The 19,929-nt window shown below is 73.6% G+C and carries 18 protein-coding genes and 3 pseudogenes; 12 read left to right on the forward strand and 9 right to left on the reverse strand.

Features of this window, described 5'->3' with window-relative positions:
- Window positions 1-58: 58 nt before the first annotated feature.
- Together Sri02f_RS32415 and Sri02f_RS32420 are read right to left on the reverse strand one after the other, a co-directional pair.
- The gene (locus Sri02f_RS32415) at window positions 59-517 is read right to left on the reverse strand and encodes a hypothetical protein (RefSeq protein ID WP_109004892.1); all 459 of its coding nucleotides are present in this window, start codon (window positions 515-517) and stop codon (window positions 59-61) included.
- Window positions 514-1,071: an RNA polymerase sigma factor gene (locus tag Sri02f_RS32420; RefSeq protein WP_159106808.1), complete on the reverse strand. Its 558-nt coding sequence runs from the start codon at window positions 1,069-1,071 to the stop codon at window positions 514-516. Before Sri02f_RS32420 ends, Sri02f_RS32415 begins: the two co-directional genes overlap by 4 nt.
- Window positions 1,072-1,595: 524 nt before the next feature.
- Between Sri02f_RS32420 and Sri02f_RS32425 the strand changes: the two genes are divergently transcribed.
- The gene (locus Sri02f_RS32425; RefSeq protein WP_109004894.1) at window positions 1,596-2,171 is read left to right on the forward strand and encodes an adenylosuccinate lyase; all 576 of its coding nucleotides are present in this window, start codon (window positions 1,596-1,598) and stop codon (window positions 2,169-2,171) included.
- Between the two features lie 7 nt (window positions 2,172-2,178).
- Here the strand turns inward: Sri02f_RS32425 and Sri02f_RS32430 are convergent, their stop codons facing one another.
- The 4 genes and pseudogenes from Sri02f_RS32430 to Sri02f_RS32445 form a co-directional block, all read right to left on the reverse strand.
- Window positions 2,179-2,703, reverse strand: coding sequence for a GNAT family N-acetyltransferase (locus Sri02f_RS32430; protein ID WP_109004895.1), 525 nt, complete (start codon window positions 2,701-2,703; stop codon window positions 2,179-2,181).
- A 28-nt stretch (window positions 2,704-2,731) separates the two neighbouring features.
- Window positions 2,732-3,124: pseudogene (locus Sri02f_RS32435) on the reverse strand (RidA family protein); the annotation flags it as partial.
- Window positions 3,125-3,199: 75 nt separating this feature from the next.
- Window positions 3,200-4,777: an alpha/beta hydrolase gene (locus Sri02f_RS32440; RefSeq protein WP_109004897.1), complete on the reverse strand. Its 1,578-nt coding sequence runs from the start codon at window positions 4,775-4,777 to the stop codon at window positions 3,200-3,202.
- A 143-nt stretch (window positions 4,778-4,920) separates the two neighbouring features.
- Window positions 4,921-5,964, reverse strand: a complete 1,044-nt coding sequence (locus Sri02f_RS32445; protein ID WP_109004898.1) for an Rv2578c family radical SAM protein — start codon at window positions 5,962-5,964, stop codon at window positions 4,921-4,923.
- A 202-nt stretch (window positions 5,965-6,166) separates the two neighbouring features.
- Between Sri02f_RS32445 and Sri02f_RS32450 the strand changes: the two genes are divergently transcribed.
- The 10 genes and pseudogenes from Sri02f_RS32450 (at window position 6,167) to Sri02f_RS32500 (ending at window position 17,321) form a co-directional block, all read left to right on the forward strand.
- The gene (locus Sri02f_RS32450; RefSeq protein WP_109004899.1) at window positions 6,167-6,610 is read left to right on the forward strand and encodes an SRPBCC family protein; all 444 of its coding nucleotides are present in this window, start codon (window positions 6,167-6,169) and stop codon (window positions 6,608-6,610) included.
- Between the two features lie 154 nt (window positions 6,611-6,764).
- Window positions 6,765-7,196 (forward strand): annotated as a pseudogene (locus Sri02f_RS32455) (MFS transporter); the annotation flags it as partial.
- A gap of 272 nt (window positions 7,197-7,468) precedes the next feature.
- Entirely contained in the window at window positions 7,469-10,018 is a 2,550-nt protein-coding gene (locus Sri02f_RS32460) for an ATP-binding SpoIIE family protein phosphatase (protein ID WP_109004900.1), read from the forward strand.
- Between the two features lie 159 nt (window positions 10,019-10,177).
- Complete coding sequence (locus tag Sri02f_RS32465; RefSeq protein WP_109004901.1) at window positions 10,178-10,903, forward strand: class I SAM-dependent methyltransferase; 726 nt, start codon at window positions 10,178-10,180, stop codon at window positions 10,901-10,903.
- Between the two features lie 359 nt (window positions 10,904-11,262).
- Entirely contained in the window at window positions 11,263-12,096 is an 834-nt protein-coding gene (locus tag Sri02f_RS32475; protein ID WP_109004902.1) for a M55 family metallopeptidase, read from the forward strand.
- Window positions 12,097-12,152: 56 nt separating this feature from the next.
- Window positions 12,153-13,457, forward strand: a complete 1,305-nt coding sequence (locus tag Sri02f_RS32480; RefSeq protein ID WP_109004903.1) for a M20/M25/M40 family metallo-hydrolase — start codon at window positions 12,153-12,155, stop codon at window positions 13,455-13,457.
- Window positions 13,458-13,473: 16 nt separating this feature from the next.
- Window positions 13,474-15,480 (forward strand): annotated as a pseudogene (locus Sri02f_RS32485) (S9 family peptidase).
- On the forward strand, window positions 15,477-16,400 hold the full coding sequence (locus Sri02f_RS32490) for a S66 peptidase family protein (RefSeq protein WP_109004904.1): 924 nt from the start codon (window positions 15,477-15,479) through the stop codon (window positions 16,398-16,400). Before Sri02f_RS32485 ends, Sri02f_RS32490 begins: the two are co-directional and overlap by 4 nt.
- A gap of 70 nt (window positions 16,401-16,470) precedes the next feature.
- Window positions 16,471-16,749: a LapA family protein gene (locus Sri02f_RS32495; RefSeq protein ID WP_167467666.1), complete on the forward strand. Its 279-nt coding sequence runs from the start codon at window positions 16,471-16,473 to the stop codon at window positions 16,747-16,749.
- A 20-nt stretch (window positions 16,750-16,769) separates the two neighbouring features.
- Window positions 16,770-17,321: a GNAT family N-acetyltransferase gene (locus Sri02f_RS32500; protein WP_109004905.1), complete on the forward strand. Its 552-nt coding sequence runs from the start codon at window positions 16,770-16,772 to the stop codon at window positions 17,319-17,321.
- On the opposite strand, the gene Sri02f_RS32505 is transcribed toward Sri02f_RS32500, so the two are convergent.
- Both Sri02f_RS32505 and Sri02f_RS32510 read right to left on the reverse strand, forming a co-directional pair.
- Window positions 17,293-17,640, reverse strand: coding sequence for a DUF6204 family protein (locus Sri02f_RS32505; protein ID WP_109004906.1), 348 nt, complete (start codon window positions 17,638-17,640; stop codon window positions 17,293-17,295). The genes Sri02f_RS32500 and Sri02f_RS32505 overlap by 29 nt on opposite strands.
- Window positions 17,641-17,729: 89 nt before the next feature.
- Complete coding sequence (locus tag Sri02f_RS32510; protein ID WP_109004944.1) at window positions 17,730-18,080, reverse strand: VOC family protein; 351 nt, start codon at window positions 18,078-18,080, stop codon at window positions 17,730-17,732.
- A gap of 132 nt (window positions 18,081-18,212) precedes the next feature.
- On the opposite strand from Sri02f_RS32510, the gene Sri02f_RS32515 reads away from it, so the two are divergent.
- Complete coding sequence (locus Sri02f_RS32515; protein ID WP_109004907.1) at window positions 18,213-18,689, forward strand: phage holin family protein; 477 nt, start codon at window positions 18,213-18,215, stop codon at window positions 18,687-18,689.
- A 195-nt stretch (window positions 18,690-18,884) separates the two neighbouring features.
- On the opposite strand, the gene Sri02f_RS32520 is transcribed toward Sri02f_RS32515, so the two are convergent.
- Entirely contained in the window at window positions 18,885-19,838 is a 954-nt protein-coding gene (locus Sri02f_RS32520; protein ID WP_109004908.1) for an LLM class F420-dependent oxidoreductase, read from the reverse strand.
- Between the last annotated feature and the right edge of the window lie 91 nt (window positions 19,839-19,929).

Raw genomic sequence — 19,929 nt, forward strand, 5'->3', positions numbered from 1 at the left:
GCGCCGGGTGCCGCCGCACCCCGGGCCGGAGCCGGGGGAGCGGCGGCTGTTCAGCACGTCAGCCGGCCAGCGCCTCCGCGCCGTCCAGCTGCGCGACGATGGGCCGGCCGCCGCGGGCGGGCGTGCCGACGCCGCCCTCCTTGCGTCGGACGCGCCCCTCCTGGCCGCTTCTGTCGCTCTCCGGCCGCCGGTCCGCCGCCGGGGCGGCCGCGGGCCGGGTGCGCTCCCCGTGGAGCACCCGGCCGAGCAGGACCAGGCGGGCGATCGACTCGTCCGACAGGTGCCGCAGGGCGAGCAGGGCGCGTCCCGTGACGGACTGCGCGCGCGCGGTCGCGTCGAAGTAGAGCGGCGACGCCCAGGGAGCGGCGGCGGGATCGCCTCCGGCTGCCCTGCGGCCGATCTCGGCCGTGATGTCCTCCAGGTACCGGGCATCGTGCTCCAGCCACTCCTGGGGAGTGGGCGGAGCGGCATGGTCGATCAGACGCGCCTTGCGGCGGTACGCCGTCGGATGGGTCATGGCTTCTCCTTCCTTCTGTGGATCTCCACGTCGAAGAAGCCCCTCTGGAGCTCCTCCACACAGACGCCGGCGGATGTCAGACGGGCCCTGGCCCGGCTCATGACCTTGCTGCTCCAGCCCTGGGAGCGGCCCAGCACCTCGGCGGTCCTGGCGTTGGTCCACCCGTGGAAGGCGATGAGCCGGTAGACCGCCCGGTCCGGCTGCGGGAGGGCGTCGACCGCGGCCAGCCACGGCTGGAACCCGTCGTCCACCTCGCCGAACCGGAAGCCGTAGAGCGAGACCAGCGGGACGAGGTGGATCTCGCACGGGCCGCAGCAGTTCTGACGCACCCTCAGGTCGTCGGCCGCGAGCTGCATGCTCACGTCCATCAGCCGCTCGTACGCCTCCTGCACGCCGGTCCCGGCGGGCAGCAGGGGCAGCGTCCTGGCGAACGCCTCCTGCGTGAGGGCCGTGACGTTGCAGCGAGGGTCGTCGTAGGCCTCGAACGTGTCGAACTGCACCTTGTGGAACAGGCTGCGTATCAGTTCCGTGTGGTGGGACGGGTCGAGTGTCAAAGTAGGACTCATTTTGTTCAGGGCCCTTCGGACAAAACGATGGCGCCGCCGGCGCCTCGGTGCAGGAGCTCATCGGCTCGCATCGATGGGTCACATCATCAGGGGGGTGTCCCAGGACCCTTTCCTGGGCGCCCCGGACACCACCTGACGACGCGTTACTTATCAGTAGCAACGTTCCCGCCGCACTGTTGAACGGGGATAGTACTGATGCTCGTAGCCACCCCTTTCCGCCCGTTGGATTCGCTATAGCGAACAAACTTGATCTCCGGTCGGCCGAACCTGACCGCCGCTGATCGAAGGTGCCCTCCGGGCCCGGCTCCGCCGTCCCGGACGCCCGTCATCGCCGCACGTCACCGGCCGGAGGCGCGGTGGGCCCGGCCCGGTCGCAAGCGGTCCCGAGCGGGACGAAGCGTGCGTTTGCGCGGTCTTCCCGGCATCGACCGAGGCACGGGTCATGCGCCCGGTTGTGCCCCCGTGCGCCGCTGCGCGCCGTACGGCCCCGGAGCCTGTCCTAGGCTCGGCACATGGACGAAGAGTTGCGATCCCTCACGGAGCGCTTACGGCGCGAGTCCGGCGCGACGCCCGCGTACGAGCGGCTGGCGGGCGCCGCGGACCCCGACGAACTGGCGGACGTGCTCACCGAGCCGGGGCAGCCCCTGTGGGCCAGGGAACTGGCCGCGTTCCGGCTCGGACTCGCAGGCGACCGACGGGCCTTCGAGACGCTCGTCCTGCTGCTCAACCACCGGGACCCCCCGCGCTGCGCCTCCGCCGCCCACGCGCTCGCCCGCCTCGGCGACCCCCGCACCGCCCGCGCCGCGGCCGCCCTGGCCACCAACGAACTGCGCGTCGCCTACGCCCTGCATCCCGTCCGGCTGCTGGTGGAACTGCGCGCGCCCGAGTCGGTGCCCGCGCTGATCACGACGCTGCAGCGGCGGCTGCGGCCGCACGACCCCTACCGGCGGGTGGCCCTCGCCTGCGTCGAGGGGCTGGGCGCGCTGGGCGACGGCCGGGCCCGGCCGGTGCTGAACGACGCCATGGCCCACCCGGTGCTCGCACAGGCTGCCGTGCACGCCCTCGCGCGGATCCCCCGGCAGCGGTGACGCACCCTCAAGGAGCCGCGCGGAAGGAGCCTGTCAGGGGCAGGCGTCCCCGACGGCGCACCTCGGGCACGGCGACTCCCGCCGCCTCGAAGGGCTCCTCGGCGCCGTCCGCGTGGAACCCGGCACGGGCGTAGAAGCGGCGGGCCGGGGCGTTGTCCCTGAGCACCCAGAGCCGCATGCCGGGGTGCCCCAGGGCCTCGGCCCGCCGTGCCGCCTCCTCCAGGAGCGCGCGTCCGAGGCCGGTGCCGATGTGCTCGACGGACACATAGAGCGCGCACAACTCGGCCTCGCCAGTGGGGACTTCGCCGTCCCGGTCAGGGCCGTGGGCGGGCCGGCCCACCACCGTCCCGGCCCGCTCCGCGACCAGGTTCACCACGCCGGGCCCGCCCTGCCCGAAACCGGCCCTGCGGCGCTCGGCGTCCTCGGCGACGCTCAGCGCGTCCGGGTACGCCTGCGGCATCAGCCCGCGATAGGCCCACTGCCGGCCGCGCACGCGGATCTCCGAGACGCGCTCGACGTCCGCGAGCACCATCTCCCGTACCGGCGGGGCCGCCGCCGAGTCACCCGCCCACCACCGCGAACGCCTCGATCTCCATCAGTAACTCCGGGCGGACCAGCGCCGCGACCTGCACCGCCGAGGCGGCGGGGAGGCGGTCGTCGGCCATGTGCGCGGCCCGGGCCTCGCGGATGGCAGGCATATGGGCCATGTCCGTGACGAAGTAGGTGAGTTTGACGACGTCGTCGAAGGTGGCGCCCACGGCGGCCAGACAGCGCCGCAGATTCTCGAAGACCTGCCGGGCCTGCGCCCGCGGGTCCCCCTCGCCGACCACCGCGCCGTGCTCGTCCATCGCCAACTGGCCGGCCACGGCCACGAATCGGCCCGTGGCCGTCACCACATGCGCGTACTGGGTCGCGGGGGCGACGCCGTCGGGGGCGGTCGTCCTGGTTCGCTCATGCGTCCATGGTGGACCGCCTCTCCGACGACGTGCCCGGCGGCCTCCGCGCCCCCGGCACGGCGGCCGCGCCGCTCAGCCGCGGAAGCCCAGCAGCCCGTGCAGCGTCGAGCCGTGGGCCGAGGGCTGCGCGACCTTCGACGCCGGCGGCTCGGGGTCGGGCTGCGCCGGGCACACCGCGTCGGCCTCGCCGCTCCCGCGCGGCACGACGCCGTCGGCCAGGTACGCCGCCAGGTGCTTGTCCAGGCAGGCGTTCCCGCTCAGCGTGATGCCGTGGTTCTGGCCGCCCTCCTCGACCACCAGGCTGGAGCCGCGCAGCAGGGCGTGGACCGTCGCGCCGCCCTCGAACGGGGTGGCCGCGTCGTTCGTCGCCTGGAACAGCAGGACCGGCGGCAGGTCGCCGTTGACGAGGTTCAGTGGAGCCAGGGACCGGGTCGGCCAGAAGGCGCACGGCGCGTTGTACCAGGCGTTGTTCCAGGTCATGAAGGGCGCCTTGGCGTACACCGACCAGTTGTCCGCGCGCCACTGGTCCCAGTCGCGGGGCCAGGAGGAGTCCCGGCACTGCACCGAGGTGTAGACGCTGTAGCCGTTGTCCCCCGCCGCGTCGACCGCGGCGAAGTTCTCGTACGCCTCGACCAGCGGGCCGACGTCCGAGGCGTTCACGTAGGCCGCGAACGCCTCGGCGAGGTGGGGCCAGTAACCGTTGTAGTAACCGCCCGGCATGAAGGTGTCCTCCAGTTCGGAGGCGCCCACCTTGCCGCCGGCCGGCTTCTTCGCCAGGGCCGCCCGCATCGCGTACCACTCCGTCTCGACCTGCTCCGGGTCGGCGCCCAGCCTGTAGGTCTTGTCGTGCCGGGCGATCCAGGCCATCAGGGCGCGGTGACGGTCGTTGAAGGCGAGGTCCTGGGTGAGGTTGTCCTCGTACCAGACGCCGGTCGGGTCGACGATCGAGTCCAGGACCAGGCGCCGCACCCGCTGCGGGTAGAGCTTGGCGTACACCGCGCCGAGGTAGGTGCCGTACGAGTAGCCGAAGTAGTTCAGCCGCTCGGCGCCGACCGCGGCGCGGATCGCGTCCATGTCCCGTACGGCGTCGACCGTGTCGATGTACGGCAGGACGTCGGCGTACTTCTTGCCGCAGGCCTCGGCGAAGGACCGGGCGCGTTCGAGGCCGGCCCGCTCGATCGCCTCGGTGAGGGGCACGGAGTCGGGGCGGACGGGGGCGAAGTGGCCGGGCCTGCAGTCCAGGGCGGGGGTGCTCCTGCCCACCCCCCGCGGGTCGAAGCCGATCACGTCGTACTGCGCCGAGACGGCCTTGGGCAGCGCCGAGGCGACGAACCCGGCGAGGCTCAGCCCCTGGCCGCCGGGCCCGCCGGGGTTGACCAGCAGGGGGCCCTGGTACGTCTTCGCGGTGTGCTGGACGCGTGACAGCGCCAGCGTGATCTGCTTCCCGCCCGGCCGGGCGTGGTCGAGCGGCACCTTCAGCGACGCGCACTGCAGCGTCGGCCGGTCGGCGACGCCGCAGCTCTTCCAGGCGAGCTTCGCCGCGGAGGCGGGGGCCGCGGGGTGCGACGGGCTCGCGCCGGCGGGCACGGCCGTGACCGTCCCGGCCACGACTGCGGCGGCGGCGCACAGCACGGCTGCGCGTTTGTTCATGGACTGCTCCCGGGACGAAAGGGGCCGGCGACGGCGGACCGCGCAGGTCACGGCCCTTGCCGATCGTCCCGGAAAGATCGTCAGAAAATACCTGTTCTGAGGCTTATTGACCCGTTCGTGTAGTCGGATGCGCTCTAACGCGCTCAGAGCAGCGTGAGCTGGGTGGGTCCGGCCGCGGCGGGCTCCTCGGCCGCGGCGGGCGGCCGGATCCGGCGGGGCGTTCCCGCGCGCGTGGGGCCGATGCCGTACTCCTCGGCGAGTTCGTGCACCTGACGGGTGATCCGGCGCTGGTACCACTTCGGGGCGTAGGCGCCGTCCGCGTAGAGCCGTTCGTAGCGGCGCACCAGGTGGGGGTGGTGCTGCCCGAGCCAGGCCATGAACCACTCGCGGGCGCCGGGGCGCAGATGCAGTGCGAGCGGGGTGACGGAGGTGGCCCCGGCGGCCGCGACCGCCCGGACGGTGGCGCGCAGTTGAGCCGGATCGTCGCCCAGGAACGGGATCACCGGCGCCATCAGCACCCCGCAGCCGATGCCGTGGTCGGTGAGGGTCCGCACCACGTCCAGGCGGCGCTGCGGGGCCGGGGTGCCCGGCTCGACGGTGCGCCACAGCTCGGTGTCGGTGAAGCCCACGGAGACCGAGACCCCGACGTCGGTCACCTCGGCGGACTGCCGCAGCAGGTCGAGGTCGCGCAGGATCAGAGTGCCCTTGGTCAGGATGGAGAAGGGGTTCGCCCGGTCGCGCAGGGCGGACAGGATGCCCGGCATCAGCCGGTAGCGGCCCTCGGCGCGCTGGTAGCAGTCGACGTTGGTGCCCATCGCGACGTGCTCGCCCTGCCAGCGGGGCGAGGCGAGCTGGCGGCGCAGCAGCTCCGGCGCGTTCACCTTGACGACGATCTGGGTGTCGAAGCCGATCCCGGTGTCGAGGTCGAGATAGCTGTGCGTGCGGCGGGCGAAACAGTAGACGCACGCGTGCGTGCAGCCGCGGTAGGGGTTCACCGTCCACTCGAACGGCATCCGGGAGGCGCCCGGCACCCGGTTGAGGATCGAGCGGGCGCGGATCTCGTGGAAGGTGATGCCGGCGAACTCGGGCGTGTCGAACGTCCTGGTCGTGACCGCGGCCGCCCCGAACAGCGCGGCGTCCGCCGGCCGGTCGTGGCGGGTCTCCACGGTGAGGTTCTCCCAGCGCATGACGTCTCCTCGGTAGCACTGCCCACACAATAGAACATCTGTTCCCATGATCGTGCGAGGACTCTTTCGGGACCGGTTTCCGATCGGCGGACGATCGCTTCGGCGACCCCGATTTGGGCGGCCGTGGACCGGGGTGGTTGGCTTGCCCCGAACCTGAGGCACCCCTGAGCAACCCTGAGCAACACGGACCTGGAGGAACCCCATGGCGCAGGTCGAGGCCACCACCGAGCGGGTCGTCGCGGCGGACCCGGAAAAGGTGTTCGACACGATCGCCGACTACAGCGGCACGCGCGGGAATCTGCTGACCGAGCACTTCAGCGAGTACGAGGTGCGCGAGGGCGGCGACGGCGAGGGCACCCTCGTCCACTGGAAGCTCCAGGCCACCAGCAAGCGCGTCCGCGACTGTCTCCTGGAGGTCGCCGAACCGACCGACGGCGAGCTCGTGGAGAAGGACCGCAACTCCTCGATGGTCACCGTCTGGCGCGTCACCCCGGCCGGCGAGGGCAGGTCCCGCGTCGTCGTCACCACCACGTGGAACGGCGCCGGCGGCATCGGCGGCTTCTTCGAGAAGACCTTCGCCCCCAAGGGCCTCGGCCGGATCTACGACGGCGTCCTCGCCAACCTCGCCGCCGAGGTCGAGAAGTAGGCCAACGCCCCTGCGTTCCCGGGTGCGTTGATCGCCGTCACCGGATCGAGTGGTTCTCCCTTGTGATCGGGACGGCCCCGTAACTCGTCGTACTTGCTCACAGTTGTCGCTTTACGCGACAACTGTGTGGCGGGTGCGACGAGGGGAACGGCTGATGGGCGCAACCACTCTGGTGCAGGACGAGCCGGTCACGGCGACTCCCGCGAAGGCCCCGCCGCCGTCGCCCGCCGACGCGGCGGGACCGGCCCGGCGCCGCGTGCGGCTGGTGTTCTTCGCCCTCATGCTCGCGCTGCTCCTCGCGGCGCTGGAGCAGATGATCGTCGCCACCGCCCTGCCGAGGATCGTCGGCGAACTGCACGGCCCGGACCGGATGTCCTGGGCGATCACCGCCTGCCTGCTCACCGCCACCGTCACCCTCCCGGTGTACGGCAAACCCGGCAACCTCCTCGGCCGCAAGGGCGTCTTCCAGTTCGCGATCGTCGTCTCCGCGCTCGCCGGGCGCGCCCGCACCATGGACCAGCTGATCGCCTTCCGCGCCGTCCAGGGCGTCGGCGCGGGCGGACTGCTGACCGGGGTGCAGGCGATCGATCTGTCGTGCGGCGAGTACACCGTCATCGCCGCCGGCTACCCGCCGGCCGCCTCCGTCCTGCGGGTGACCGGAGGCGGGCGAACGGAACACGACCTGCAGCTCGGCCACGAGGACTGACCCCGCGCGGGCACAGCCCAAACGTACGGCGTACCCCGGCGCACCGACGTGAAACCAATTCCAGGATTGCGGCCCGCACCGACCGGCGTGCGCCGTACGGTGGGCACTGCGGGACAGATCTTGCACAGCTCTGGGGAGAGAGGGCCTGCACCATGGACCGTGGCACCGAGAGGGACGCACCTCCCCGCCGCGGAACCGCGAGGGAGACGACGACCGAGGCGACGAGCGAGGCGGAACGGGGGTCGCCGCGTCCTGAGGGCGAGGAGCCCGCCGACGCCGGGCGCGTCCCCCTGGCCGTGGTCGTGGTGGACCGCGAGGGCCTCGTCTCCCACTGGAGCGCCGGCGCACGCCGGCTCTTCGGCGTCGCCAAGGACGAGGCGATCGGGCAGCCGGCCATCGACCTCCTCCCCGTCTCCGGCGCGCTCCCCGACCCCGACGACGACTTCGCCGCAGACGCCTACGGCGAGTACGCCGCCTACGACGGCCTCGGCCCCGGCCTGGACTCCTCCCTCGACCGCGGGCTCGGGTACCCGGCCGCCGGACGGGCCCGGCTGACGGTGCCCGCGCCGGACGGCGGCCATGAGCGCGTCGACGTGCTGTGGTGGGCCTACCCGCTGGTCGGACCGGGGACGGAACGGCTGCTGGTGCTGGCCGCCGACGCGACGGCCCTGCGTCCGGAGGAACCGGCGACCCCGTCGGCCGTCGAACGCATCGCCCCCGGCTTCGCCCTGCACACGGACTTCCCCGGCGCCGAGGAGCTCGCCCGCCGGCTGCCCGAGATCCTGCCCAGCATGAGCGTCGGCGAAAGCGCCCGCATCGTCGCGCAGGTCCTCGAACTCGGCTACCCCGTCATGGAGTTCAGCCAGAACGACCGGGTGCCCGTGACCCCCGACTGGGGCGTTGCCCGGCGGGTCGAACGCCGGGCGCGCCGGGAGCGCGCCGCCCGCGCCGCCGCCGAAGGGCTGCCCGTAGCGCAGGATCCGGCCGACGAGGGCGAGGACCTCGAGTACGTCGCCGTCCGCGAGCGGCTGGAGTTCCTCAACGAGGTCAGCGGGAGGATCGGTACCTCCCTCGACCTGTCCCGCACCATCGTCGAGGTCAGCCGGGCCGTGGTCCCGCGCTTCACCGACGTCGCCGGCACGTATCTGCGGGAACAGGTCGTCGCCGGCGAGGGGTTCCCGGACGGCGTGCCGGACACCACCACCCTGTGGCACCGCGTGGCCCTGGAGCACACCGACGAGCCCGGCCGCTGGGACGACGTCGTGCCCGTGGGCGAGGCCATGCCGTTTCCCGCGCACACCCCGTTCTTCCAGTGCATGACCACCGGCGAGCCCGTCCTGGTGCCGCGGATCAGCGAGCAGATGGGCCACGCCATCGCCTCGCAGTTCGAGAAGCGGGACATCCGGCCCCTGATCACCGGCCGCTCCATGCTCGTCGTCCCGCTCAAGGCCCGTGACGTCGTCCTCGGCTTCATGATCCTGCTGCGCCACCCCGAGCGTTCCCTCTTCAACGACATGGACCGGGTCACGGGCGCGGAACTCGCCGCCCGCGCGGGCCTGGTGCTCGACAACGCGCGCATGTACACCCACCAGGAGAGCGTCGCGGAGACCCTCCAGGACAGCATGCTGCCGCACATCCCGCCGCGCATGGCGGCCTGCGACCTCGCCACCCGCTATCTGCCGGGCACGCTGCTCGGGCGGGTCGGCGGGGACTGGTTCGACTCGGTGAAGCTGCCCGGCGCGCGCACCGCGCTCGTCGTCGGCGACGTCATGGGACACGGTCTCCACTCCGCCGCCATGATGGGCCAGTTGCGCACGGCCGTGCAGACGATGGCCGCCCTCGATCTGCCGCCCGCCCAACTCCTGCGCAACCTCGACGATCTGGCGCAACGGCTGGGCGACACCTATCTCGCGACCTGTCTGTACGCCGTCTACGACCCGATCGCGGGCGAGCTGCAGCTCGCCAACGCGGGCCACATCCCCCCGGTGCTGGTGCGCGCCGCCGACGGCCGCAGCGAGCTGCTCGACCTGCCCACCGGCGCGCCCATCGGCGTGGGCGGGGTGCCCTTCGAGGCGGTCCGCGTCCGCGTGGAACCGGGGGACCGGCTGGTGATGTGCACCGACGGGCTGGTGGAGATGCGCGGCGAGGACATCGGCGTGGGCCTGGCGGCCCTGTGCGAGTCCGCGGCCCATCCGGCCGCCTCCATGGACGACGCCTGCGACACCATCGTCCGCGCCCTCGCCGCGACCTTCTCCCGGGCCGGCCACGCCGACCGCAAGGACGACGTCGCCCTGCTCATGGCCAGGCTCGCCGGCATCGAACCCGGCGACGTCGCCGAGTGGCGCCTCGCCCTCGACCCGGCCGAGGTCGCCCGGGCCCGCGCCGTGGTCCGCGAGCAGCTCCACGGCTGGGGGCTGGGCTCGCTCGCCGAGCCCGCCGAGCTCATGGTGAGCGAGCTGGTCACCAACGCCGTACGGCACTCCCGCCGGCGCTCCGTGGGGCTGCGTCTCGTCCGCGGCGACACCCTGCTGTGCGAGGTCGAGGACGACGATCACGAACTGCCGAACCTGCTGAGCGCCGGACCCGGCGACGAGGCCGGGCGGGGGCTGCGCGTGGTGAGCGCGCTGGCCCGGGAGTGGGGTGCCAGCCGCACGGCGGAGGGCAAGTCGGTGTGGTTCGAGCTGACGCTGCCGCGCCGCTGAACGCGGTGGCCGGGCCGCCCGGCCGGTGTGCGCCCGCGTGCGGATCCCGGACGCCGCGTGAAGGAACGCGCCCCGCGCTTGTCGCGACGGCCGGGGAGCGGTAGACCGTACTCGCCCGTCGCTTACGGCGGATCGGCCTTGCGTCCTGGGGAGTTGGGCATGAGCGTGGCGAGTCGGTACCGGGCGGCGTGGGAGGGCTTCTGGCGGGAGGCCCCCCAGGAGCCCGGCGGGGTGTTCTGGGACGCGGACCCGAAGGTGACGGCCGCCCTGCACCTCGCCCTCTTCGAGCCCCATCTGACCGACGCCGAACTGCCGTTGGTGGACCTCGGCTGCGGGAACGGCACGCAGACCCGGTACTTCGCGGAACGCTTCGCACAGGTGGTCGGCGCCGACCTGTCCGCCGCGGCCCTCGACCACGCCCGCCGCGCCGATCCCGCCCCCGGAGCCGCCTACCGGCTGCTGGACGCGGCGGCGAAGGGCGAGGCCGAGGCCCTGCACGCCGAGGTGGGGGACGCCAACGTCTACATGCGGGGCGTCCTGCACCAGTGCGAGCCCGCCGACCGGCAGCCGCTCATGGACGGGATCGCCGCGCTGGTGGGCCGGCGCGGCCGGGCCTTCCTCGTGGAACTGTCGGAGGCCGCCCGGCCTGTCCTCGGCGCTCTGGCACAGAGCCCGGCCGGTCCGCCGCCGAAGCTGGCGCCGATCTTCCGGCACGGCATCGCCCCCGGCGAGGTCGCCGACGACGCGGTGCCCGGCTATCTGCGGACCGCCGGGCTCACGGTCCTGGCGTCCGGCGACCTGCCCCTCGTCACGACCGAGTCGGCGCCGGACGGCACCCGGATCGAGCTGCCGTCGACATGGTTCGTGACCGCCCGGGAGGTGTGACCGGCCCTCACGCGAAAACCGTGCCGGCGGCGCCTGTCGCACTTCCGCGCCGCCGGCCCGGCCCGTCTGCCGGCCCGGCTGTTCGTGCCCCTGATGCGGTCAGCCGGCCGCTGATGTCGTCCCCTGCCGCGACGTCCGCGCGCGCCGCCCGGAGCCAGGTCTCCCGCACGGCGTCATCCTCCGCCTCGCCGAGCGAGCCGGGTCCCCGTCCGCGTCGCCGCTGTGCCGAGGTGCGCGCGAAGATCACAGCACGCTCCCGGTCGGCCGCGCCAACGTCTTCCCGTGCGGGGCGGCCCGCTAGGCTCGGGCCACCCGGAGCGGGCGCTCCGGCGGCGGCCCGGAGACGGCAGGGGGCGGACGTGAAGATCCTCATCAGCGCCGACATGGAGGGCGCCACCGGTGTCACCTGGCCCGCCGACGTGCTGCCCGGGACCCCGCAGTGGGAGCGCTGCCGGTCGATGTTCACCTCGGACGTGAACGCCGCCGCGGTGGGTTTCTTCGACGGCGGGGCGGACGAGGTCCTGGTCAACGAGGCCCACTGGACCATGCGCAACCTGCTCCTCGAACAGCTCGACGAACGGGTCGAGATGCTCACCGGCCGGCACAAGGCCCTCTCCATGGTCGAGGGCGTCCAGCACGGCGACGTCGACGGCATCGCGTTCGTCGGCTACCACGCGGGCGCCGGAGCCGAGGGCGTGCTCGCCCACACCTACCTCGCCAACTCGATCACCGGCGTCTGGCTGAACGACGTGCGCGCCAGCGAGGGGCTGCTCAACGCCCATCTCGTGGCCGAGTACGGCGTGCCGGTCGTCCTGGTCACCGGCGACGACGTCGCCTGCGAGGACGCGCTCGGCTACGCGCCCGAGGCGCTGAAGGTCGCCGTGAAGGACCATGTCTCGCGCTACGCCGCCGTGTGCCGCACACCGGCCCGCACCGCCGCCGACATCCGGGCCGCGGCGAAGGCGGCGACGGGGCTGGCGATCCGTCAGGAACCGGTCTCGGCAGGGCCGTTCACCGTGGCCGTGGAGTTCGACGCCGAGCACCTCGCGGCAGCGGCCACCGTGGTGCCCGGCGTCGCCCGCATCGGCGAACGCAAGGCCGCGTACACCGGCGCGACCATGTACGAGGCGATCCGCACGTTCAAGGCGGTCACCACGATCGCCTCGGCCGCGATCGAGGAGCAGTATGGCTGAGCGGCCGGGAACGGCGAGCGCAGCAGGAAGACGGCGGGAAGACGAGCAGGAGCGGCATGGCTGACGCGCAGGCGCGGGACGAGGTCGTCCGGTTCACCTCGGACCTCATCCGCATCGACACCACCAACCGGGGCGGCGGGGACTGCCGTGAGCGGCCCGCCGCCGAGTACGCCGCGGCGCTGCTGGCCGAGGCGGGCATCGAGCCCACCCTGCTGGAGCGCACCCCGGGGCGCACCAACGTCGTCGCCCGCGTCGAGGGCGCCGACCCGTCCGCAGACGCGCTGCTGCTCCACGGCCATCTGGACGTCGTCCCCGCCGAGGCCGCCGACTGGAGCGTGCACCCCTTCTCCGGGGAGGTGCGCGACGGGGTCGTGTGGGGGCGCGGCGCGGTCGACATGAAGAACATGGACGCGATGATCCTGGCCGTGCTGCGGGCCTGGGCCCGGGAGGGCGTGCGGCCCCGGCGCGATCTCGTCATCGCCTTCACCGCCGACGAGGAGGCCAGCGCCGAGGACGGTTCCGGCTTCCTCGCCGACCGTCACCCGCACCTGTTCGACGGCTGCACCGAGGCCGTCGGCGAATCGGGCGGGTTCTCCTTCCACGACGGCGCCGGACGCGAGATCTACCCCATCGCGGCGGGCGAGCGCGGCACCGGCTGGCTGAAGCTCACCGCGCGAGGGCGCGCCGGGCACGGCTCCAAGGTCAACCGCGAGAACGCGGTGACGCGGCTGGCCGCGGCCGTCGCCCGCATCGGCGAGCACGTCTGGCCGCCCCGGCTCACGCCGACCGTCGCCGCCGCGCTCACCGAACTGGCCGCGCTGTACGGCGTCGACGCCGACCTCGACGACGTGGACGCCCTGCTGGGCAAGCTGGGCCCGGCCGCAGCCCTGGTCGAGGCGACCGTGCGCAACAGTGCCAACCCGACCATGCTGGACGCCGGTTACAAGGTCAACGTGATCCCGGGAGAGGCAGCCGCCTTCGTGGACGGCCGGTATCTCGTGGGCGCCGAGGACGAGTTCTGCGCCACCCTCGACGAACTCACCGGCCCCGACGTCGACTGGGAGTTCCACCACCGCGAAGTCGCCCTCCAGGCACCGGTGGACGCGCCGCTGTACGCCCGGATGCGCGCCGCCGTCGAGGAGTTCGCGCCCGAGGGGCATGTGGTGCCGTACTGCATGTCGGGCGGCACGGACGCCAAGCAGTTCTCGCGGCTCGGAATCACCGGCTACGGCTTCGCGCCGCTGAAGCTCCCCGAGGGCCTCGACTACCAGGCGCTCTTCCACGGCGTGGACGAACGGGTCCCGGTCGAGGCGCTGCACTTCGGCGTCCGCGTCCTCGACCGGTTCCTGCGGACGGCCTAGGCGGACGGGGGACGACGTGCGGGTCCTGCCCTACGGCTCCTGGCCGTCGCCGATCGAGGCGTCCCTGGCCGCCGCCCACGACGGGCGCCCCGACCACGTCGGCTTCGTCGGCGACGAGGTGTGGTGGACCGCGCCCCGGCCCGCCGAGAACGGGCGTCGCACCCTGGTGCGGCGGCGCGCGGACGGCACGCAGGAGTCGGTCCTGCCCGCTCCCTGGAACGTCCGCAGCCGCGTCGTCGAGTACGGCGGCCACCCCTGGGCCGGCGGGGACGCGGCAGACGGACTCCTCGTGGTGTTCGCGCACTTCGCCGACCAGCGGCTGTACGCCTACGAGCCGGACCGCGGCGGCGATCCGCGCCCGCTCACCCCCCTCTCCCCGGTGGGCGGCGGACTGCGCTGGGCCGAGCCGCAGTTGCTCCTCGGCCGGGGCGAAGTCTGGTGCGTGCTGGAGGAGTTCACCGGCGACGGACCCACCGACCTGCGCCGTGTCCTGGCCGCCGTGCCGCTGGACGGCTCGGCCGCCCACGACCGCACCGCGGTACGCGAACTCACCGACGACAGCCGCCGTTTCGTCACCGGCGCCCGCCTCTCGCCTGACGGCCGGCGGGCGGCCTGGCTGGCCTGGGACCATCCGCTGATGCCCTGGGAGGGCACGGACGTCGTCGTCGCCGACGTCACCGCCGACGGCCGCCTCGGCGACGCACGCGTCGTGGCCGGCGGGCCGGGGGAGTCGATCGCACAGGTCGACTGGACCCGGCCGGCGGGCGGCGAGGGGTGGCCGGCGGGCGGGGCGGCGGGCGAGGGCCTGCTCTACACGAGCGACCGCAGCGGCTGGTGGAACCTGTACCGCGACCACACCCCGCTGTGCCCGCGCGCGGAGGAGTTCGGCGGAGCCCTGTGGACGCTCGGCCGGCGCTGGTTCGCCCCGCTGGAGAACGGGCTGGTCGCCGTCGTCCACGGCCGGGGCGCCACCGCGCTCGGCATCCTCGATCCGCAGACCGGCGAACTCGTCGACGCGGCCGGACCCTGGACCGAGTTCGCGCCCACCCTGGCGGCGCGCGGCGATGCCGTCGTCGCGGTCGCGGCCAGCCCGCGCAGCGCCTACGAGGTGGTGGAGCTGGACGCCCGCACCGGCCGGGCCCGGGTCATCGGCGCCGCGCACGACGACGCGGTGGACCCGGCCTACTATCCCGAGCCCCGGATCCGCACCTTCACCGGGCCCGACGGCCGCGACGTCCACGCCCACGTCTACCCGCCCCACCACCCCGCCGTCGTCGCCCCCGGCCACGAGCTGCCGCCCTACGTCGTGTGGGCGCACGGCGGCCCCACCGACCGCGCCCCGCTGGTCCTGGACCTGGAGATCGCCTACTTCACCTCGCGGGGCATCGGGGTGGCCGAGGTGGACTACGGCGGGTCGACCGGCTACGGCAGGCAGTACCGGGAGCGGCTGCGCGAGCAGTGGGGCGTCGTCGACGTCGAGGACTGCGCGGCCGTCGCCCTGGCCCTCGCCGACGAGGGCGCCGCCGACCGCGAGCGGCTGGCGATCCGCGGCGGCAGCGCGGGCGGCTGGACCGCCGCCGTCTCGCTGACCGGCGCCGACGTCTACGCCTGCGGCACGATCCGCTACCCCGTGCTGGATCTGGCGGGCTGGGCGACGGGGGAGACCCACGACTTCGAGTCGCGCTACCCGGACAGTCTCGTCGGACCCCTCGCCGAGGTGCCCGCCCGGTACGCGGAGCGCTCGCCCGTCGAGCACGCCGAGCGGATCACCGTGCCGTTCCTGCTTCTTCAGGGCCTGGACGACGTGATCTGCCCGCCCGGCCAGTGCGAACGGTTCCTCGACCGGCTGACCCGGCTCGCCGGGCGGCCGGTTCCGCACGCGTATCTCGCGTTCGAGGGGGAGGGGCACGGCTTCCGGCGGGCCTCGACGACGGTCCGGGCCCTGGAGGCCTAGCTGTCGCTGTACGCTCAGGTCTTCGGGCTGAATCCGCCCGGTGAGGCGAGCCTGGAGCTTGTGCGGTGAAGGAACTCGTACGGCCGGTGCGGCCGGCCCCCGGCGCCCGGGTCGCGGTCGTCGCGCCCAGCGGACCGGTGGTGGAGGAGCGGCTGCAGGCCGGTCTCGACCTGCTGCGCGGCTGGGACCTCGACCCGGTCGTCGCCCCCCATGTGCTGGACCGCCACCGCAGCCTGCCCCACCTCGCGGGCGCCGACGCCGACCGGGCGGCCGATCTGCAGAGCGCCTGGTGCGACCCGACCGTCGACGTCGTGCTGTGCGCACGCGGCGGCTACGGCGCCCAGCGCCTCGTCGACCTGCTCGACTGGGACGCCATGCGGGCGGCCGGGCCGAAGGTCTTCATCGGGTTCAGCGACAGCACCGCCCTGCACGAGGCGTTCGCCGTGCGGCTGGGCCTGGCCACGCTCTACGGACCGGTGGCCGCGGGCATCGACTTCGTCAAGAACGCCCGCGCACAGGAACACCTCCGCGCCACTCTGTTCGCCCCCGAGACCGTCCGCACGCTCCGCTCCGGCGGCGTCCCCCTGGCGCCGGGACGGGCGAGGGGCGTCACCCTGGGCGGCTGTCTGACGCTGCTCGCCACCGGCTACGGCACCCCGCACTCCCGGGCCGGCGCCCGTGGCGGCCTGCTGCTCCTCGAGGACGTGGGCGAGCCGCCGTACAGCGTCGACCGGGCCCTGACCCAGCTCCTGCGCACCGGCTGGCTGGACGGCGTCGCGGGCGTGGCGCTCGGCTCCTGGCATCGGTGCGGCCCCTACGAGGAACTGCGTCCGGTCCTGGCCGACCGGCTCGGCGGCCTCGGCGTCCCCGTGGTCGAGGAGCTCGGCTTCGGCCACTGCGAGGGGGCGCTGACCGTGCCCTTCGGCGTGGGCGCGGTACTCGACGCAGACGAGGGCACGCTCACCCTCGACGCCCCGGCGCTGCGCTGACCTCGCGGCCGCGTCACCCGCAGGGCAGTCCCACCGAGCGGGTGCGAGGCGCCCGGCCCACGCTGGTCGTATGACCCCCAGGACCCCGAAGAGCCCCAAAACTTCGAAGACAGCCGAGAGCGGCGGGAAGAGCGGCGGCCTGGGCGCGGCGGCGACGCCCGGCCGGATCGCCGTCCTGGTGCTGGCCGCCCTCGCCCTGGTCTTCGTCTTCGGCAACACCCGCGCCACGAAGATCCGGCTGCTGGTCCCCGTGGTGACGATGCCCCTGTGGACGGCCCTGCTGGCCACGGGCCTGATCGGCGCGCTGTGCGGGGCGTACTTCGCCTACACCAGGACCCGGCGGAGATAGCCTCGTCGTACGCTGTCCGGATGCCGCACACCGGATCTGCTTACCTGGCCGAGGGGCCCCGCGTCGGGCTGCGCCACTTCACCTACGCGGACGGGCCCGAGTTCACCGCCCGGGTCCGCGAGAGCAAGGACCTCCACCGTCCGTGGCTGTACCCGCCGGCCTCCGCCGACGCGTACACGGCCTACGCGAGCCGTCTCATCGAGGACCCGTCGAAGGTCGGCTTCCTCGTGTGCACCCGGGAGGACGGGGCGCTCGCCGGGTTCGTCAACATCAACAACATCGTCCAGGGCGCGTTCCAGTCCGGTGCGCTCGGCTACGGCGTCTTCGCGCACGCGGCCGGACGCGGGCTGATGCGCGAGGCCCTCGGACTGGCGGTGGGCCACGCCTTCGGGCCGCTGCGGCTGCACCGGCTGGAGATCAACGCACAGCCCGGCAACACCGCCTCGATCGCCCTGGCCCGCGCCTGCGGCTTCCGGCGCGAGGGTTTCTCCCCGAAGATGATCCACATCGACGGGGAGTGGCGGGACCACGAGCGCTGGGCGATCACCGCCGAGATGCGGGCTTCCGGTTGACCTTCATGGTGTCGAGGTCCGTGACCGTCGACTTCAGCCCGGTGAAGCCGTAGTCCAGCGCGCGCAGCGTCGTCTCGGCGCGTTCCTCGGCGAGCGCGCCCGCCATCTCCTCGCCGTCGGCCGCGTCCGAGACCACCACGAAGCGCATCGAGAAGTGCTTCAGCGGCGACGGCTGGTACGACAGCGTGCCCTCCTCGGTGAACCGCATGCTCGTCAGGCCGTGCTCGGCGGCCTCGGCGAGCAGCCGGGCACGGGCCTCCTCGGTGAGACCGTCCCACGTGCCGCGGACGATCACCCGGTAGGTGTGCTGCTCACTCACTGTCGCTCCTTCGCGTCGGCCGTCGAAGGAGCGACTGTACGTGCGGACGGCCGGCGCGCGCCCGGGATTTTCGCCGTGCGCCGGACGGCTCACCGCCCGCCGCGGTCCGCGTACTCGTACACCGCTCCGTCCGGGTGACGGACGATGAGATTGCGGCCGACCGGCGTCGGCACCGGGCCCGCGATGACGTCCGCGCCCAGTTCGGTGAGCGTCTTGAGGGCCTCGTCGACGTCCCGGACGGCGATCGTCGCGGCCACCTTGCGCAGCACCTCCAGCTCGGCCGGCGGCCCGCTCATCAGAAGGAAGCAGCCGACCGCGGCCACCCGCACCCCGCCCCGCTCGAAGCGCAGCGCGGAGACGCCGGCCAGCCGCTCGTAGAAGGCGACCGAGGCATCCAGATCGTCGACGCAGACACGCAGTGTGGCTCCCAGAATGTCCATGCGCACGAGCCTAGTTGGGGCGGCGGCGACCGGACGGTCCTTCACCCGATCCCTCCCTTCGTCCACCTGCCGGCGAACCCGGCCCGCCCCGCGCCGGGCGTGAGGCCTCCTGACCGCGGGTACCCGACGGCCATGGAGCGCATCGACCGCATGGAGCATCTGGACAGGCATCTCGTCGACGAACTGGCGCAGGTGGCGCGCGAGACGATCCGGGAGGAACTGCGCGAGCAGACCCGCAAGCAGCGTCGCACGGCGATGCTGTACGCCGCCTCCGGCGCGCTCGCCCTCTACGCCGGCGCCGCCGTCGCGGTCGCGCTCTGCCTGGCCCTCGGCCTCGGGCTTCCGCACTGGGCCGCCGCGCTGATCACCGCCGCGGTCCTCGGCGTGGCCGCGTATCTGACGCGCAACGCGGCGAAGCCCCGCACCGCCCCGCGGGGCGAGGTGCACGGGCGGCTCGCCGGGAGCGCGCCGTCGTCCGCGCCGGCCGGGTCCCCCGGACCGCAGTACCCGCCGATGCCGCCGGTCGCGCCGGACGTCCGTCTCCCGGAGCAGGGCGGGGCGCCTCGCGCGCGGGGCGTCGACCCCGGGGACCCGCATCCGCGGGGCTGACCTCCGACGGCGCCGGTCCCGGAGGGAAGCGAACCGGGCCCGGCGAGGCCATCGGCGTCCGAGCGACCGGGGCCCCGCGGCACATCGCCGCGGGGCCCCGGCATGCGGCGGGGCCGGCCCGCCCGTGTGGGGCCCGCGCCCGGGAAGACCGGTCTCACTGCCCTGGAAGACCGGTCCCGCTGCGGAGGACCGGTCTCACGGCAGGCGGGGCAGCACCTTGGTCCGGTAGAAGTCGAAGAAGCCGCGCTGGTCCGGGCCGATCTGGTTCACGTAGACCCGGTCGAAGCCCGCGTCGGCGAAGGCGGTGAGAGCGGCGACGTGCTCGTCCACGTCGTCGCCGCAGACCGTGTTCTCACCGACCATCTCCTCGGTGATCAACGGCTCCAGCTGCTCGAAGTGGCTCGGCGTGGGCAGGATCTGGCCCATCTCGCCGGGCAGCAGCTGGTTCGACCACAGCCGGTGGACCGTACGGACGGCCTCGGCGCGGTCGGCGCCGTAACAGACCTTGGTGCCGCCGCTGACCGGCTTCGCGCCGCCGCCGCCCTTGCGGAACTGCTCCACCATCGGTTCGTCCGGCATCATCGTGATGTAGCCGTCGCCCACCCGCGACGCCAGCGCCGTCGCCTTGGGCCCGAACCCGGAGACGTCGATCGGGACCGGCTCCTCGGGCACGGTGTACAGACGGGCGTTCTCCACCTTGTAGTGCGTGCCGTAGTGGCTCACCTCCTCGCCGGTGAACAGCCGGCGCATGACCTGGACGGCCTCCTCCAGCATCTCCAGCCGGACGTCCGCGGGCGGCCACACATCGCCGAGGATGTGCTCGTTCAGCGCCTCGCCCGAGCCGACGCCGAGCCGGAAGCGGCCGTTCGTCATCACGGCGGCCGTGGCGGCGGCCTGGGCCACCACGGCGGGGTGCATCCGTACGGTCGGGCATGTCACGGCCGTCTCGATGGGCAGCGACACCGCCTCCGACAGCGCGCCGATCACCGACCAGACGAACGGGCTCTGGCCCTGCGCGTCGTTCCAGGGGTGGTAGTGGTCGGAGATCCACAGCGCCTGGAAGCCCGCCTGCTCGGCCATGCGCGCCTGTTCGATCAGGTCCGCGGGGCCGAACTCCTCGCAGGACAGGAAGTAGCCGTACTCGGGCATGGGGGGTACCTCCGACTGGGTGACTCTGGTCCCGCACCGGGTACCCGACGCCCGGGCGGGCAACCGGCGCACGTTTGGCCGCCCCTGCCAG

This window comes from Streptomyces rishiriensis (genome assembly GCF_003112535.1).
Lineage (GTDB): Bacteria > Actinomycetota > Actinomycetes > Streptomycetales > Streptomycetaceae > Streptomyces > Streptomyces rishiriensis.